General features: G+C 74.1%; 14 protein-coding genes. 5 read left to right on the top strand and 9 right to left on the bottom strand.

What is annotated here, in order from left to right; translation table 11 throughout:
* Positions 1 to 26: 26 nt before the first annotated feature.
* The gene (locus ACH4N1_RS22845; RefSeq protein ID WP_366058347.1) at positions 27 to 1,151 is read right to left on the bottom strand and encodes a PLP-dependent cysteine synthase family protein; all 1,125 of its coding nucleotides are present in this window, start codon (positions 1,149 to 1,151) and stop codon (positions 27 to 29) included.
* 339 nt (positions 1,152 to 1,490) lie between these two features.
* Here ACH4N1_RS22845 and ACH4N1_RS22840 point away from each other — a divergent pair, with 339 nt between their 5' ends.
* Both ACH4N1_RS22840 and ACH4N1_RS22835 read left to right on the top strand, forming a co-directional pair.
* Entirely contained in the window at positions 1,491 to 1,814 is a 324-nt protein-coding gene (locus ACH4N1_RS22840; RefSeq protein ID WP_398099596.1) for a hypothetical protein, read from the top strand.
* A gap of 233 nt (positions 1,815 to 2,047) precedes the next feature.
* The gene (locus tag ACH4N1_RS22835) at positions 2,048 to 2,578 is read left to right on the top strand and encodes an ATP-binding protein (protein ID WP_398099594.1); all 531 of its coding nucleotides are present in this window, start codon (positions 2,048 to 2,050) and stop codon (positions 2,576 to 2,578) included.
* 308 nt (positions 2,579 to 2,886) lie between these two features.
* Here the strand turns inward: ACH4N1_RS22835 and ACH4N1_RS22830 are convergent, their stop codons facing one another.
* The 4 genes from ACH4N1_RS22830 to ACH4N1_RS22815 all read right to left on the bottom strand — a co-directional run bounded on the left by ACH4N1_RS22830 (position 2,887) and on the right by ACH4N1_RS22815 (position 5,602).
* A complete protein-coding gene (locus ACH4N1_RS22830; protein WP_398099593.1) occupies positions 2,887 to 3,162 on the bottom strand; it encodes an SHOCT domain-containing protein in 276 nt (91 codons plus the stop codon).
* A 303-nt stretch (positions 3,163 to 3,465) separates the two neighbouring features.
* Positions 3,466 to 3,888 carry a PPOX class F420-dependent oxidoreductase gene (locus tag ACH4N1_RS22825; protein ID WP_398099591.1) on the bottom strand — a complete coding sequence of 141 codons (423 nt, stop codon included), beginning with the start codon at positions 3,886 to 3,888 and terminating at the stop codon, positions 3,466 to 3,468.
* 248 nt (positions 3,889 to 4,136) lie between these two features.
* Positions 4,137 to 5,027 carry an NAD(P)-dependent oxidoreductase gene (locus ACH4N1_RS22820; RefSeq protein ID WP_398099589.1) on the bottom strand — a complete coding sequence of 297 codons (891 nt, stop codon included), beginning with the start codon at positions 5,025 to 5,027 and terminating at the stop codon, positions 4,137 to 4,139.
* A 59-nt stretch (positions 5,028 to 5,086) separates the two neighbouring features.
* Positions 5,087 to 5,602, bottom strand: a complete 516-nt coding sequence (locus ACH4N1_RS22815; RefSeq protein WP_398099588.1) for an SRPBCC domain-containing protein — start codon at positions 5,600 to 5,602, stop codon at positions 5,087 to 5,089.
* A gap of 139 nt (positions 5,603 to 5,741) precedes the next feature.
* Between ACH4N1_RS22815 and ACH4N1_RS22810 the strand changes: the two genes are divergently transcribed.
* Positions 5,742 to 6,698: a LysR family transcriptional regulator gene (locus tag ACH4N1_RS22810; protein WP_398099587.1), complete on the top strand. Its 957-nt coding sequence runs from the start codon at positions 5,742 to 5,744 to the stop codon at positions 6,696 to 6,698.
* A 178-nt stretch (positions 6,699 to 6,876) separates the two neighbouring features.
* Here the strand turns inward: ACH4N1_RS22810 and ACH4N1_RS22805 are convergent, their stop codons facing one another.
* Positions 6,877 to 8,121 (bottom strand): ROK family protein, encoded by a 1,245-nt coding sequence (locus tag ACH4N1_RS22805; RefSeq protein ID WP_398099585.1) that lies wholly within the window; start codon positions 8,119 to 8,121, stop codon positions 6,877 to 6,879.
* A 67-nt stretch (positions 8,122 to 8,188) separates the two neighbouring features.
* Positions 8,189 to 8,851, bottom strand: coding sequence for an alpha-ketoglutarate-dependent dioxygenase AlkB family protein (locus ACH4N1_RS22800; RefSeq protein WP_398099583.1), 663 nt, complete (start codon positions 8,849 to 8,851; stop codon positions 8,189 to 8,191).
* 67 nt (positions 8,852 to 8,918) lie between these two features.
* Between ACH4N1_RS22800 and ACH4N1_RS22795 the strand changes: the two genes are divergently transcribed.
* Entirely contained in the window at positions 8,919 to 10,055 is a 1,137-nt protein-coding gene (locus tag ACH4N1_RS22795; protein WP_398099837.1) for a methyltransferase, read from the top strand.
* Here ACH4N1_RS22795 and ACH4N1_RS22790 read toward each other — a convergent pair.
* A complete protein-coding gene (locus ACH4N1_RS22790; RefSeq protein ID WP_398099581.1) occupies positions 10,042 to 10,896 on the bottom strand; it encodes a ketose-bisphosphate aldolase in 855 nt (284 codons plus the stop codon). The genes ACH4N1_RS22795 and ACH4N1_RS22790 overlap by 14 nt on opposite strands.
* Before the next feature lie 50 nt (positions 10,897 to 10,946).
* Positions 10,947 to 11,828, bottom strand: a complete 882-nt coding sequence (locus ACH4N1_RS22785) for an SIS domain-containing protein (RefSeq protein ID WP_398099836.1) — start codon at positions 11,826 to 11,828, stop codon at positions 10,947 to 10,949.
* Between the two features lie 81 nt (positions 11,829 to 11,909).
* Here ACH4N1_RS22785 and ACH4N1_RS22780 point away from each other — a divergent pair, with 81 nt between their 5' ends.
* Positions 11,910 to 12,689 (top strand): DeoR/GlpR family DNA-binding transcription regulator, encoded by a 780-nt coding sequence (locus ACH4N1_RS22780; RefSeq protein WP_398099579.1) that lies wholly within the window; start codon positions 11,910 to 11,912, stop codon positions 12,687 to 12,689.
* Positions 12,690 to 12,975: the final 286 nt, after the last annotated feature.

The raw sequence follows: 12,975 nt of genomic DNA, 5'->3' as shown, positions 1-12,975 counted from the left end.
TCGGCGGCGGACGGGCCCCGTGCGCCTCAGTCCGGCCACACCCCCGTCGCCAGCAGGGAGTCGATCGCCGCGCTGTACGGGCCGATGTCCAGGCCCTGTTCGGCGAGCCAGGCGTCGGAGTAGTACTTGTCGAGATAGCGGTCGCCCGGGTCGCACAGCAGGGTGACCACGCTGCCCTGCCGGCCCTCGGCCACCATCTCGGCGACGATCTTCAGCGCGCTCCACAGGCCCGTGCCCGTCGAGCCGCCCGCCTTGCGGCCGATGACGCGTTCCAGGGCGCGGACGGCGGCGACGCTGGCGGCGTCCGGGACCTTCATCATCCGGTCGACGGCGCCGGGCACGAAGCTCGGCTCCATGCGGGGCCGCCCGATGCCCTCGATGCGTGAGCCGCAGTCGCAGGTGACGTCCGGATCACCGGTGGTCCAGCCCTCGAAGAAGCAGGAGTTCTCGGGGTCGGCGACGCAGATGCGGGTGTCGTGCTGGGTGTAGTGGACGTAGCGGGCGAGGGTCGCGGAGGTGCCGCCGGTGCCGGCCGTGGCGACGATCCAGGCGGGCTCCGGGAACCGCTCCAACTCCAGCTGGCGGAAGATGGATTCGGCGATGTTGTTGTTGCCGCGCCAGTCCGTGGCCCGCTCGGCGTAGGTGAACTGGTCCATGTAGTGGCCGCCGGTGTCGGCCGCGAGGCGGGCGGACTCCTCGTACATCTTCCGCGAGTCGTCCACGAAGTGGCACTGTCCGCCGTGGAACTGGATCAGGCGGATCTTCTCGGCGCTCGTCGTGCGGGGCATGACGGCGATGAAGGGCACACCGATCAGCTTGGCGAAGTAGGCCTCGGAGACGGCTGTCGAGCCGCTGGACGCCTCGATCACCGGGCGGTCCGGCCTGATCCAGCCGTTGCACAGGGCGTAGAGGAAGAGGGAGCGGGCGAGCCGGTGCTTGAGGCTGCCGGTGGGGTGGGTCGACTCGTCCTTCAGATAGAGGTCGATGCCCCACCGCTCCGGCAGCGGGAAGCGCAGCAGGTGGGTGTCGGCGGAGCGGTTGGCGTCGGCCTGGACCTTGCGGACGGCTTCCTTCAGCCAGCCGCGGAAGGCGGTGTCGCTGCGGTCGACGTCGAGGGTCGCGCCGGTCCGCAGGTGCTCGGGGGTGGTCACGGCGGGCTCCTTCGTGCGGGGCGCCGGCAGCGCCGCACGCGGCCGACACCTCGATCATAGACACCTTCCACACGCCCCTCACCTGCATAAACGCATCTTTGAGCGCCCCAAAGGAGGCCCTGGGGACGGCGGGTTCACCGACGGGGGCGCATTCCGCGAGTGCTCCGGGTGGCCGCGGACCGCGGGCCGCGCGCACTGGTGCTCGACGGCCCTCGCGGGCAGACTGCACCCGGCGGGGCCGAGGTTCCGCACGGGGGACGCACACGGGATCACGACACGAGCTGGTTTCCGGCCCGCCCAGGAGTACGGGCCGGCACACCCACGCGCAAGGGGGCGGGGATGGCTGAGCCGGAGTTCACGGCGACGGGCGTGCGGATCGGGAAGCGACTGCGCTCGCTCACCCGGGCCGGACAGGTCCGGATCAACGACGGCAGGCTGGAGTTGCTCACCAGCTACGGCAGCGAGATCGACAGCGCGCCGGTGCAGGCGGTCCGCGCCTCCCGGCCCTGGTTCGCCCCGGAGGACCGGGCGCTGGCCGACCTGAACGGCAACCGGTACCTGCTGACCCTGGGCGACCACGACCCGGCACCCGGTGAGCCGGGGCCGCCCGCGGCACGCCGGTTCATCGAGGCCGTGCGCAGGGCCGCGGGAGGCGGGCGCTGAAGGGCCGGGTGCGGAGCGGCGCGGCCGACCCGCAGTGGGCGGACGGGCACAGCGGGTTGCGCTCTTCCGCCCCTTGCGCCACGCTGGTCTCACGTCACTCTGGGTTTACCGGCGATAACGCTGCGAACCAGCCCGCCGGCCACGAAAGCAGGCGGCCGCCCTAGCGCAGACGCACTGCTCCGATCGATCCGAACTCCGTGTTCTTCCGGACCTCACGTCGGGGAGTCGCAGCCGTGATCAGCAACCCAAGCAGGCACTGCACGGTAGAGCTCCAAGCCCTGCCGTCGCGGATAGGCCAGGTCCGCAGAATCGTATCGGCGCAACTGCGCTACTGGCGTCTCGATCCCCTCATAGACCGGGCGGCGCTCGGTGTGACCGAGCTGTTGACCAACGTCCACCTGCACGCCCAGCCCGACAAGACGTGCACCGTGGAGATGGAACTGCTGCTCGACCGGCTCACGGTCTCCGTGCGCGACCGCGACCCCCGGCTTCCGGTGGTCGACGACCTCGAGGTGGTCGACTCGTTCGCCACGTGCGGACGCGGGCTCGCCATGGTGGCAGCGGTCAGCGAGGACTGGGGCGCCCGGCCGGACGGCGAGTCCGGGAAGGTCGTCTGGTTCACCCTTCCGGCGCCGGTCGCGGCACCGGAACGGTCCGCGCGGCCGCCGCGCCGACTGGTCGCGGACCGGCTCTTCCCCGAGGTCGTGACGGTCGACGACCTCAGCCCCGCACACGCTCCCGCCCGGCCGGCCGTCGTCGGCTGACCGGGCGGTGACCCCTTCGCCGTACGGCGGACTCGCCTCCACCCGGTGGTGGATCCGCGCGTACGGCGGGGTCGTGCGCCGGCGATCCGCGGCGCACGGCACGGTCGCGTGGGGCGGGTCCGCCGTGGGGCGGGTCCGCCGTGGAGCGGGTCCGCCGTGGAGCGGGTCCGCATACGGCGGTGTCGCGTGACGGCGGTCCGCGTACGGCGGGTTCGGCGTCGGGCGCACCGCCGTCGAGGTCCCCGGACCGCGCCCGCACGGCGTCGGTGGCCCGGGCGCGGCGGTGCGCGGGGTGGTGGCCGTGGTCCTCACCGGCCGGCGTCGCCGCCGAACTGCTCGTCCAGGACGGACAGCCGGCGCCAGTACTCGTCCTCGTCGATCTCGCCGGAGGCGAAGCGGCGGCCGAGGACCGCGAGCGGCGAGTCGCCGGCGGGACGGGGGCCGACGGCCCAGGGACCGCGATGGCCGGTCCGCACGGTGCGGCGCAGCAGGGTCACGACGCCGATCACGACGACGGCCCAGATGAGCGGGAGGAACAGGATCCACGGGCCGGGGCCGCCGTCCCAGTTCGCCAGGGTCTGCATCGCGGGTCATCTCCCAGGTAGGTCTTGCGGTGATGCTTCGAGACTCCCGCCGGGAGGGGGCGGAGTCGTCGTACGGGCAGCGGCACCGCGCCTACCTCCCCGGGAGTACACGCGCGCGTGCGGGCTGCTCCCCGCGCGTTCCGGCGTTCGGGCACGGCCCGATCGTGCCGGCGTTCGGGCACGGCCCGATCGTGCCGGTCCGCGACCCGCGGACCGGCTGCCGCGCACGGCGGGCGTGCCGGGGACGGGTGGTTCCCCGGCCGCGCCGCGCCGTACTTGCGTGCGGGTGCGGCCCTGCCCGCGTCACGTGGACGGCTGGTCGCTGTCCTTCATCGCGCCCCAGCCGTGCCAGCGCTCGACCTCGATCCAGGCGCTGACGCGGGGCCGGACCCGGTCCGGGTAGGGGCTGCCCGTGTAGTGCGAGGAGATGCGGTCGATGTCGGCCAGGTCCTCGTCGTCGTGGAACTCGGTGACCCGGCCGATGAGGGTGACGTGGGTGTACCAGTTCTCGCCGTCCAGGACGGTCAGGGTGACGCGGGGGTCGCGGCGCAGGTGCTTGAGTCGCACCCGGCTCTCGTCGAGGCTGATGAGGACCCGGCTGTCGTCCCACACGTACCAGGTGGGGGTGGACACGGGGGTGCCGTCGGAGCGCAGGGTCGCCATCACGCAGGGGTTGGGGCGGCTCAGCAGTGCGACGGCCTCGGGCGGCAGCGGCGGCTTGGACATCGGCTTCTCCTCGGTGAGTCGGGCGGGTGGTGGCGCGCGTGTACCTGGTGCCCCCGGCGCGCTCGGGGCATCGGTGTGGCCACAGGTGCCTGCGGCGTACGCGGGGGCAGGCGTGGTCACGTCGTGCGGCGTACCCCGGAGGCGGGCGTCGTCACGCGCGCGGGTGCGTACGGCGGCGTGCCCCGGGTCGGACGCGTGGCCCGGCACCGTGTCCGTGTCCGTGCCTGTGTCCGGGGCCGGTGTGCCGGTCAGGCGGGCGGCTGGTCCTCGAAGCTGGCGAAGTAGGCGGCGGCCATGTCCTCGTCGCCGTGGCCCTGGGTAACGGCACGTTCCAGGCGGTCGGCGCTCGCGGAGGCCACGTCCAGACGGACGCCGCGCTTGGCTCCGGCCTCGACGATCAGACGGGCGTCCTTGGCGGCGGTCGCCACGCCGAACTGCGGCGGCGTGAGCCGGTCCTCGACGACCAGCGCGGACTTGGCGCGGAGGTAGCCCATGTCCAGCGGGCCGCCGGCGATCAGCTCGAAGAAGTCGTCCGGGTCGACGTCGAGGGCCTTGGACAGGGCCAGGACCTCACCGGCCGCGGCGGTGGCCGCGATCACCCAGCTGTTGGCGACCAGCTTCAGACGGGTGGCGCTGCCGGCCGCACCGTCCTCGCCGGTCCACACCGTGCGGACGCCCACGGCGTCCAGAACGGGACGGACGGCGGCACGGTGGGCGTCCGGTCCGGCCGCCAGCACGGTCAGCTGACCGGCCTCGGCGGGCTGGCGGGTGCCCAGCACGGGCGCGTCGAAGAACACGAGACCGTGCTCGCGGGCGAAGGCCGCCAGGTCCTCGACGGCGTCGACACCGACGGTGGTCGACTGCACCCAGGCGGCGCCGGCGCGCAGTCCGGGGGCCGCCGCGCGCATGGTCTCCAGGGCGGCGGGGCCGTCGTGGAGCATGGTCAGGACGACGTCGGCGCCGCGGACGGCGTCGGCGGGGGTGTCGGCGAGGGCGACGCCGTCGGCGGCCAGCGGCTCGGCCTTGGCGCGGGTGCGGTTCCAGGCGCGGACGGTGTGTCCGGCGCGGGCGAGGTTGCGGGCCATCGCGGCACCCATGATGCCGGTGCCCAGCACACCCACGGTCAGCTTGTCGGTCATGGCGTCAACTTCCTGATCCTCGAGCGGGGTCACTGCGGACGGTACGGGACCGGACGCGGTCACTTCGACGCGGCGCGCACCAGTCCGTCCAGCCAGGCCTGGTGACCGTTCAGCATCGGATCGGGCCGCTGCCGCGCCAGGGCGGCGGCGGGCGCGCCGGTCTGGGTCTCCTGGGTCAGGACGCGCACGCGGCCACCGGGCAGGTCCTCCACCAGCCAGGCGTGCAGCACGTCCAGTCGCTCCTCGGGTCCGCCGTCCTGCTTCGCCGTCCAGGACAGACGACCGGGGACGCCCTCGACGGGCTCCTGGAAGCGGACGACGAGGGCGTCCAGGGGCGGGAAACCGAAGGTCGCGAAGCGGAAGGCCAGGCCGTCGCTCAACCGCGGGCCGCCGCCCTGCGGGAAGGAGATGTCGGCGACGTTGTCGTAGTAGCCCTCCCACTCGGAGGTGTCGACGAGGAAGCGCCAGACGCGGGCCGCCGTCGTGCCCTGGACGACGACCTCGTTGGAGACGAAGTTGTCGCCGGTGCCGGGCAGGTACTTCTCGGGCCATTCGATCGCGTTCTGCGTGGTCATGGGGGTTCCTTCGCTGAGAGGGAGGTCGCCGAGTGGGCGGCCTTCCTCGACGATAGGCACCTGCCCCATCGGGAAACCAATAGGAAGACCGATGGTCACCATCGGTCGGCCGATAGGTGTGCGGGTTAGGCTGGAGAGCATGGAGAACCGGACGCCCGCCGTCGTCGGGACCGGGACCGACGGCGCCCGGCAACTGCCGGCGCACGCCGATCTCAACCTGCTGCGCACCTTCCTCGCCGTGTACCGCTCGGGTTCGTTCACGGCGGCCGCCCCGCGGCTGGGGCTCTCGCAGCCCACCGTGACGGCCCAGATCCGGACGCTGGAGCAGCAGACCGGCCGTGAGCTGTTCACCCGGCTGCCGCGCGGAGTGGAGCCGACGCCCTCCGCGCACGAGCTGGCGGGTCAGGTCGCACCCGCGCTGGACGCGCTCGCCGCCCTCGAGGGAGGCGGGCCGCAGAACGGGCAGGCCTCGCCCGTGCACCTGGCCGGACCGTCGGAGCTGTTGTGCGTACGAGTGCTGCCCGCGCTGGCGCCGCTCGTCGCCGGCGGGCTCCGGCTGCGGGTCGCCCAAGGGCTGCCCGAGCCGCTGCTGGAGGAGATACGGTCCGGGCGGCACGACCTGGTCGTCGCCACCCGCCGGCCCCGTGGGCGGGCCCTGGAGTCGGTGCCGCTCGCCGACGAGGAGTACGTGCTGGTCGCCTCCCCGGCCTGGGCCCGCCGGGTCACCGCGCGTCCGGAGGGCGGCGGCCTGTGCGCCGCGCTGCGGGACGTCCCGCTCGTCACCTACGCGGAGGACCTGCCCATCGCCCGCCGCTACTGGCGGACGGTCTTCGGCAAGCAGCTCACCGCGCGGGCCGCGGTGACGGTGCCGAATCTGTACGCGGTGCTGGCGGCGGTCAACGCGGGCGCCGGGTACAGCGTCCTGCCGCACTCCCTGTGCCAGGAGTCCCTGGACGCGGGCCGTCTGACGCGGCTGCACACGCCCGAGGAGCCGCCGCTCAACACCCTCTTCCTCGTCCAGCGGCCGGGGGCCGACGCCAACCCGGACGTGGCCAGGGTGCGCGACCGGCTGCGGGCGGCGGCGGGGTCCTGGTGATCGGGGCCGTCCGTCCCGCGCGAGGCCGTCGTGGCGACGCGTTCGAGGGCCCCTCCGACGTCGTCGGGGCCCCTCCGAGGTCGTCGCGCGGCAGCCGGCACGGTCGGCCTGGGCCGCGCCCCGTCGGCGCACGGCTCTCCTGGTGGCACCCGCCCGTGGCGGCGGCCTCCTGACCCGGTCACCTGACGCCCAACGCCCCCAGCGGGTCGTCCAGTACGGGCTGCCAGGCCAGTTCCGCCGCTCCGACCAGGCTGTTGTGGTCGAGGGAGCAGGCGAGGATGGGGACGCCACCGCTGCGGCCCCACAGGCTGCGGTCGGCGACGACCGCGCGGAGCCGGTCGGGGTCGGTGTCCAGGAGGGTGCGGTGCAGGCCTCCGAGGATGATGCGATCGGGGTTGAGGATGTTCACCAGGCCGGCCAGGCCCAGGCCGAGGCGGTCGATCAGGGACTCGGTGGCCGTACGGACGACCGGGTCGGCGTACTCCTCGCGGATCAGTTCGTTGGCCTGCTGGAGCAGGGAACCCTCGGGGCCGGGCGCGCGGCCGGCGGTGGTGAGCAGGGCCAGTGGGTCGGCCTCGACGTCGAGGCAGCCGCGGCTGCCGCAGTGGCAGGGACGGCCCTCGGGGTTGACGGTGAGGTGCCCGACCTCGAGGGCGAGGCCCGAACTGCCCGTGTGCAGGCGCCCGTCGAGGACCAGCGCGCCGCCGACGCCGCGGTGCCCGGTGGCCACGCACAGCAGATCGCGGGCACCGCGTCCGGCGCCGTGCCGGTGTTCGGCGAGGGCGGCGGCGTTGACGTCGTTGACGGCGAACGCCGGACCGTCGACGCCGGCCGCGCGGACCCGCTCGGCGAAGACCTCCCGCACCGGCGCCCCCACCGGCCAGGCGAGGTGGAGCGGGTTGAGCGCCAGCCCTTCGGGTGCGGTCACCGCGGACGGCACGGCGAGGCCGGCGCCCACACAGCGCCGGCCGGTACGGCCCAGCAGGTCGGCTCCGGCGTCCACGGCGGCACCGAGCACCTTGGCCGGGTCGGCGTCGACGGCCTCGCAGCTGGGGGTGGTGGCGACGATCCGCCCGCCGAGGCCGACCAGGGCGGCCCGGAAGCCGTCGGCGTGCACCTGGGCGGCCAGGACGACGGGGCCGTCCTCGTCGACTTCGAGCCGGTGGGAGGGCCGGCCCTGGGAGCCGGCGGCGGCGCCGGGCCGCGCGTCGACCCGGATCAGCCCCAGTGCCTCCAGTTCCGCGGCGACCGCGCCGGCCGTGGCGCGGGTGACGCCGAGTTCGGCGGTGAGCACCGCACGGGTGGGCGCCCGCCCGGTGTGCACGAGCTCCAGCGCGGGCCCGAGCGCAGCGCGCCCCCGGTCCAACCGCGCTCTCGAGGTGGTCCCTTCCCCCGCCGGCCGGGGGTCCGCCTTGCCGCTCATGAGGGCGAGTCTCCCATGATCCGCGAGGGTGTTTCCCTCGGCCCGGCCCGGCCCGGAGCCGGGGGCGTCAGGTCCCGTCCGGGAAGCCGCCGACCCGCAGGGTCAGGTTCAGCCGGCCGGTCAGCCCCAGCCAGGCCGGAGCCGTTCCGGGACGCACCCGGGGCACGCCGTGGTAGGCGAGCCGGGAGGGCCCGCCGAACACGAACAGGTCGCCGCTGACCAGCTCGACGTCGGTGTAGGGGCGGGTACGGGTCTCGGTGTTGCCGAAGCGGAACACGCAGGTGTCGCCGAGGCTGAGGGACACCACGGGAGCGTCCGACCTCTCGTCGGCGTCGCGGTGCATGCCCATGCGGGCGTCGCCGTCGTAATGGTTGATCAGCGCGATGTCGTACGCCGCCTGCCGGGCCGCCTCGGGACCGAGTGCGTCGGTCACCGCACGGCGGCCCAGCTCGCCCAGCCAGGCCGGGAAGGGCTTGACCGGGGTGCCGTCGCCGTCGACGACCGTGCGGGCGTAGCCGTACGGATACCAGTGCCGGCCGAGGCAGACCTGGCGGGCGGTCATGGTGCCGCCGCCCGGCGTGCGGACGGTGCGCAGCCCCGCGGGCGGGCGGGCCCAGTCCCGGCAGGCCGCCAGCAGCTCGTGCTGACCGGCCGTGTCCAGCCAGCCCGGCAGGTGCACGGCGCCCGGCGCGACCTCCGCGCGTTCCCGGGGAAACAGCTCGGTGTCCATGGCACCATCCTGCCCCACCGGGCGTGAGCTGCGGCTGGGCTAGCCTTGACCCACGATGAACGACCGTATGACGACGCCGTGGGGCGAGGTCGCGCTGGCCCGCCACCCCGAGGATCCGCGTGACAGGCTGCGCGCCTGGGACGCCTCCGACGCGTATCTGCTCCGCCACCTCGCCGAGCAGGGGGTCCCGCTGTCCGGCACGGTGGTGGTGCTCGGTGACCGCTGGGGCGCGCTGGTGACGGCACTGGCCGCGCACCGGCCGACGCAGATCACCGACTCCTGGCTGGGCCAGGAGGCGACCCGGCGGAACCTGGCCCGCAACGGCGTCGAGCCCGGCTCCGTCCGACTGCTGACCACCCAGGACCCGCCGCCCGAGCGCGTCGACGTGCTGCTGGTGCGGGTGCCGAAGAGCCTGGCGCTCCTGGAGGACCAGTTGCTGCGGCTGGCTCCCTCGGTGCACGCGGGGACCGTCGTGGTCGGCACCGGCATGGTCAAGGAGATCCACACCTCCACCCTGCGGCTGTTCGAGCGGATCCTCGGTCCCACCCGCACCTCCCTCGCCGAGCAGAAGGCCCGGCTGATCCTGTGCACCCCGGACCCGATGCCGGCACGTCCGGCCAACCCGTGGCCGTACCGCTACGACCTCCCCGCCGACCTCGGGCCGCTGTCCGGGCGTCCGGTCGTCAACCACGCGGGCGTGTTCTGCGCCGACCGGCTCGACATCGGCACCCGGTTCCTCCTGCGGCACCTGCCGCCGACGCGGGGGGCCCGCCGGGTGGTCGACCTGGGGTGCGGCAACGGTGTCGTGGGGACGGCGGTGGCACTGGCCGACCCGCGGGCCGAGGTGCTCTTCACGGACGAGTCGTTCCAGGCGGTGGCCTCGGCGGAGGCGACGTACCGGGCCAACGGGGTGCCGGGCCAGGGGGAGTTCCGGGTCGGGGACGGACTCACGGGGGTGCCGGACGACAGCGTGGACCTCGTGCTGAACAACCCGCCCTTCCACTCCCACCAGGCCACGACGGACGCCACGGCCTGGCGGATGTTCACCGGGGCGCGGCGCGTGCTGCGACCGGGCGGCGAACTGTGGGTGGTGGGCAACCGGCACCTCGGGTACCACGTGAAGCTGCGGCGGCTGTTCGGCAACAGCCGACTGGTGGCCGGCGACCCGAAGTTCGTGGTGCTGAAGGCCGTCAAGCAGGGGTGAGGACACCACTGATCCGCTCGACCGCGTACGCCATCGCCTCCCGTCCGACGGCCAGGTAGCCGCGCGGGTCGACCGCCTCCGGATGCGCGGCCAGGTGGTCGCGGACGGCGCCGGTCATCGCCTGGTTGAGGGCCGTGCCGATGTTGACCTTGGTGATGCCGCCCGCGACGGCCGCTCTGAGCTCGTCGTCGGGCACCCCGGAGGAGCCGTGCAGGACGAGCGGCACGTCCACGCGGGCTCTGAGTCGTGCGAGCAGCCGGTGGTCGAGGGTGGCGGTGCGGGTGGTCATCGCGTGGACGCTGCCGACGGCGACGGCCAGGGCGTCCACCCGCGCGTCGGCCACGAAGGCGCGGGCCTCGGCGGGGTCGGTGCGGGCGCCGGGCGCGTGGGCGTCGCGCGCGGCCTTGCCGTCCTTGCCGCCGATCTCCCCCAACTCCGCCTCGATCCACAGACCTCGGGCGTGCGCCAGGTCGGCCGCGGCGCGGGTGGCGGCGAGGTTGTCGTCGTACGGGAGCTGCGAGGCGTCGTACATCACGGAGCTGAATCCGGCGTCCGCCGCCTCCCGGAGCAGGGCTTCGGTCCTGATGTGGTCGAGGTGCAGCGCGACGGGCACGGCCGCCCGTTCGGCGGCGGCGACGGCCGCGCGGGCGAGCGGGAGGAGGCGTCCGTGGCGGAACCTCACGGTGTTCTCGCTGACCTGGAGGACGACCGGGGTGCCGGCCCGCTCGGCTCCGGCGATGACGGCCTCGACGTGTTCGAGGGTGACGATGTTGAAGGCGGCGACGGCGGTGCGGGCCGCACGGGCCCGGGTGACCAGGTCGGCGGTGGTGGTGAGGGGCACGGGTCTCCTCGTCGGCGGGCTCCGGGGAGCTTCAGGGGCCTCAGGGGGCCTCAGGGGGCGAGGATCACCGACCGGGTGAGGTGGCGCGGCCGGTCCGGGTCGAGGCCGCGGGCCGCGGCGACGGCCACGGCGAGGCGTTGGGCGCGCACGAGTTCGGCGAGGGGGTCCAGCGTGCCCTGGACCCACGACGCGCCGGTGCCGCGGACCTGTTCGGCCAGGCCGTCGGGTGCCTCGCCGAACATCCAGGTCGCGGTGGATCCGGCGCTGACGCTGATGGGGCCGTGGCGGTACTCCATCGCGGGGTACGCCTCGCTCCAGGCGAGGGCCGCCTCGCGCATCTTCAGGGCGGCCTCGTCGGCCAGCCCGACGGTCCATCCGCGGCCCAGGAAGGTGAACCGGCCGTACTCCGGGAGGCCTTCGGGCAGCGGCTCGGCCAGCGCGGTGCGGGCGTCGGCGACGACGGCGTCGGTGTGCAGGCCGAGGTGGGCGCGGAGCAGGGTGAGGGCGGTGGTGGCGAACCGGGTCTGCACGACGGAGCGTTCGTCGGCCCAGTCGAGGGCGATGGTGTGGTCGGCCGCGGTGCCGGCGGGCGTCCCGGGGTCGGCGGTGACGGCGGTGGTGGGCGTGCGTCCGCGCAGCCGGGCGAGCAGGTCGACGACCTCGGTGGTGGTGCCGGAGCGGGTGAGGGCGACGACCCGGTCGTAGGTCCGGTGGCGGGGGAACTCGGAGGCGGCGTGGGCGTCGGTCTCGCCGTGCCCCGCGCCCTCGCGCAGGGCGGCGGCGGACCGGGCCATGAAGAAGGAGGTGCCGCATCCGACGAACGCGACGCGCTCGCCCCGGACCGGCAACTCCCTTCGGAATCGGGTGACTTCGGTGGCGGCGCGGGTCCAGCAGGCGGGCTGGTCGGCCAGCTCGTCCTCGACGTGGGTCATGTCCCACCCCTCGCGTCGGTGATGGTTCATGCAAGATAGAGCCACCTTTCGAGCAACTTCAAGCATGCGAACGGAGTCCCCATGTCCCGCGACGCCCGGTGGAAGAGGCTGCTGGACCTCCTCGTGGAGCGCGGCCGGCTGGACGTCGAGGAGACGGCGACCGAGCTGGGGGTGTCGGCGGCCACGGTCCGCCGGGATCTCGACCAGCTCGCCGAGCAGCAGATGCTGGTGCGCACGCGCGGTGGCGCGGTCGTGCACGGGGTGTCGTACGAACTGCCGTTGCGGTACAGGACGGCGCGGCGGGCTCCGGAGAAGCAGCGCATCGCGCGGGCGGTGGCGGAACTGGTCGCCCCCGGCGAAGCGGTGGGGCTGACCGGGGGCACGACGACCACGGAGGTGGCCCGCGCCCTGGCCGTGCGCGGCGATCTGGCCGCCGGTTCGCCGGCCCTCACCGTGGTCACGAACGCGCTGAACATCGCGGGCGAGTTGGCGGTGCGGCCCCAGTTCAAGATCGTGGTGACGGGCGGGGTGGCGCGGGCGCAGTCGTACGAGCTGGTGGGGCCGCTCGCGGACGGGGTGCTGGGGCAGATCACGCTGGACGTGGCGGTGCTCGGGGTGGTCGCCTTCGACGTGACGCACGGCGCCGCCGCGCACGACGAGGCGGAGGCGGCGGTCGACCGGATGCTGTGCGAGCGGGCCGCACGCGTCGTCGTCGCGGCCGATTCCGGCAAGTTGGGCCGGCGCGCGTTCGCCCGGATCTGCGCGGCCGACGCGGTGGACACGCTGGTCACGGACGCGGCGGCCGACGCGCGGACGGTACGGCGGTTCGAGGAGGCGGGGATCCGGGTCCTCGCGGTGTGACGGCTCCGGACCCACGTGCGGCACAACGGATCACAGCGGATCACCGCGGATCACCGCGGATCACCGCGGATCACCGCGACAGCGAGCCACCGCCACAGTGGATCACCGGCGAAACACCCTACGTGACAGATCCAACTGCCCTACCCTGTCGAGGATTTCGAGATTCGAAGATTTCGTGGAGAGGGAGAGGTCAACACCGTTGCGTTAGCGCTGTGACCTGCGAGGCAAGAGAGGCTGTACGAGACAACGGGACTCCTGTAGATCAACGATCGGCGAGAAAGTCGAT

It is taken from the genome of Streptomyces sp. NPDC017202 (assembly GCF_044331705.1).
Lineage (GTDB): Bacteria > Actinomycetota > Actinomycetes > Streptomycetales > Streptomycetaceae > Streptomyces.
The sequence above is the reverse complement of the archived record's forward strand: the minus strand, read 5'-3'. Positions and strand labels throughout refer to the sequence as shown.

Excerpts from the sequence above, each read along its gene's own strand:
- ACH4N1_RS22840 (WP_398099596.1), top strand. The coding sequence starts at position 1,491 with ATGGCTGAGCCGGAGTTCACGGCGACGGGCGTGCGGATCGGGAAGCGA.
- ACH4N1_RS22830 (WP_398099593.1), bottom strand. The coding sequence starts at position 3,162 with ATGCAGACCCTGGCGAACTGGGACGGCGGCCCCGGCCCGTGGATCCTG.
- ACH4N1_RS22825 (WP_398099591.1), bottom strand. The coding sequence starts at position 3,888 with ATGTCCAAGCCGCCGCTGCCGCCCGAGGCCGTCGCACTGCTGAGCCGC.
- ACH4N1_RS22820 (WP_398099589.1), bottom strand. The coding sequence starts at position 5,027 with ATGACCGACAAGCTGACCGTGGGTGTGCTGGGCACCGGCATCATGGGT.
- ACH4N1_RS22815 (WP_398099588.1), bottom strand. The coding sequence starts at position 5,602 with ATGACCACGCAGAACGCGATCGAATGGCCCGAGAAGTACCTGCCCGGC.
- ACH4N1_RS22810 (WP_398099587.1), top strand. The coding sequence starts at position 5,742 with ATGGAGAACCGGACGCCCGCCGTCGTCGGGACCGGGACCGACGGCGCC.
- ACH4N1_RS22805 (WP_398099585.1), bottom strand. The coding sequence starts at position 8,121 with ATGAGCGGCAAGGCGGACCCCCGGCCGGCGGGGGAAGGGACCACCTCG.
- ACH4N1_RS22800 (WP_398099583.1), bottom strand. The coding sequence starts at position 8,851 with ATGGACACCGAGCTGTTTCCCCGGGAACGCGCGGAGGTCGCGCCGGGC.
- ACH4N1_RS22795 (WP_398099837.1), top strand. The coding sequence starts at position 8,919 with ATGACGACGCCGTGGGGCGAGGTCGCGCTGGCCCGCCACCCCGAGGAT.
- ACH4N1_RS22785 (WP_398099836.1), bottom strand. The coding sequence starts at position 11,828 with ATGACCCACGTCGAGGACGAGCTGGCCGACCAGCCCGCCTGCTGGACC.
- ACH4N1_RS22780 (WP_398099579.1), top strand. The coding sequence starts at position 11,910 with ATGTCCCGCGACGCCCGGTGGAAGAGGCTGCTGGACCTCCTCGTGGAG.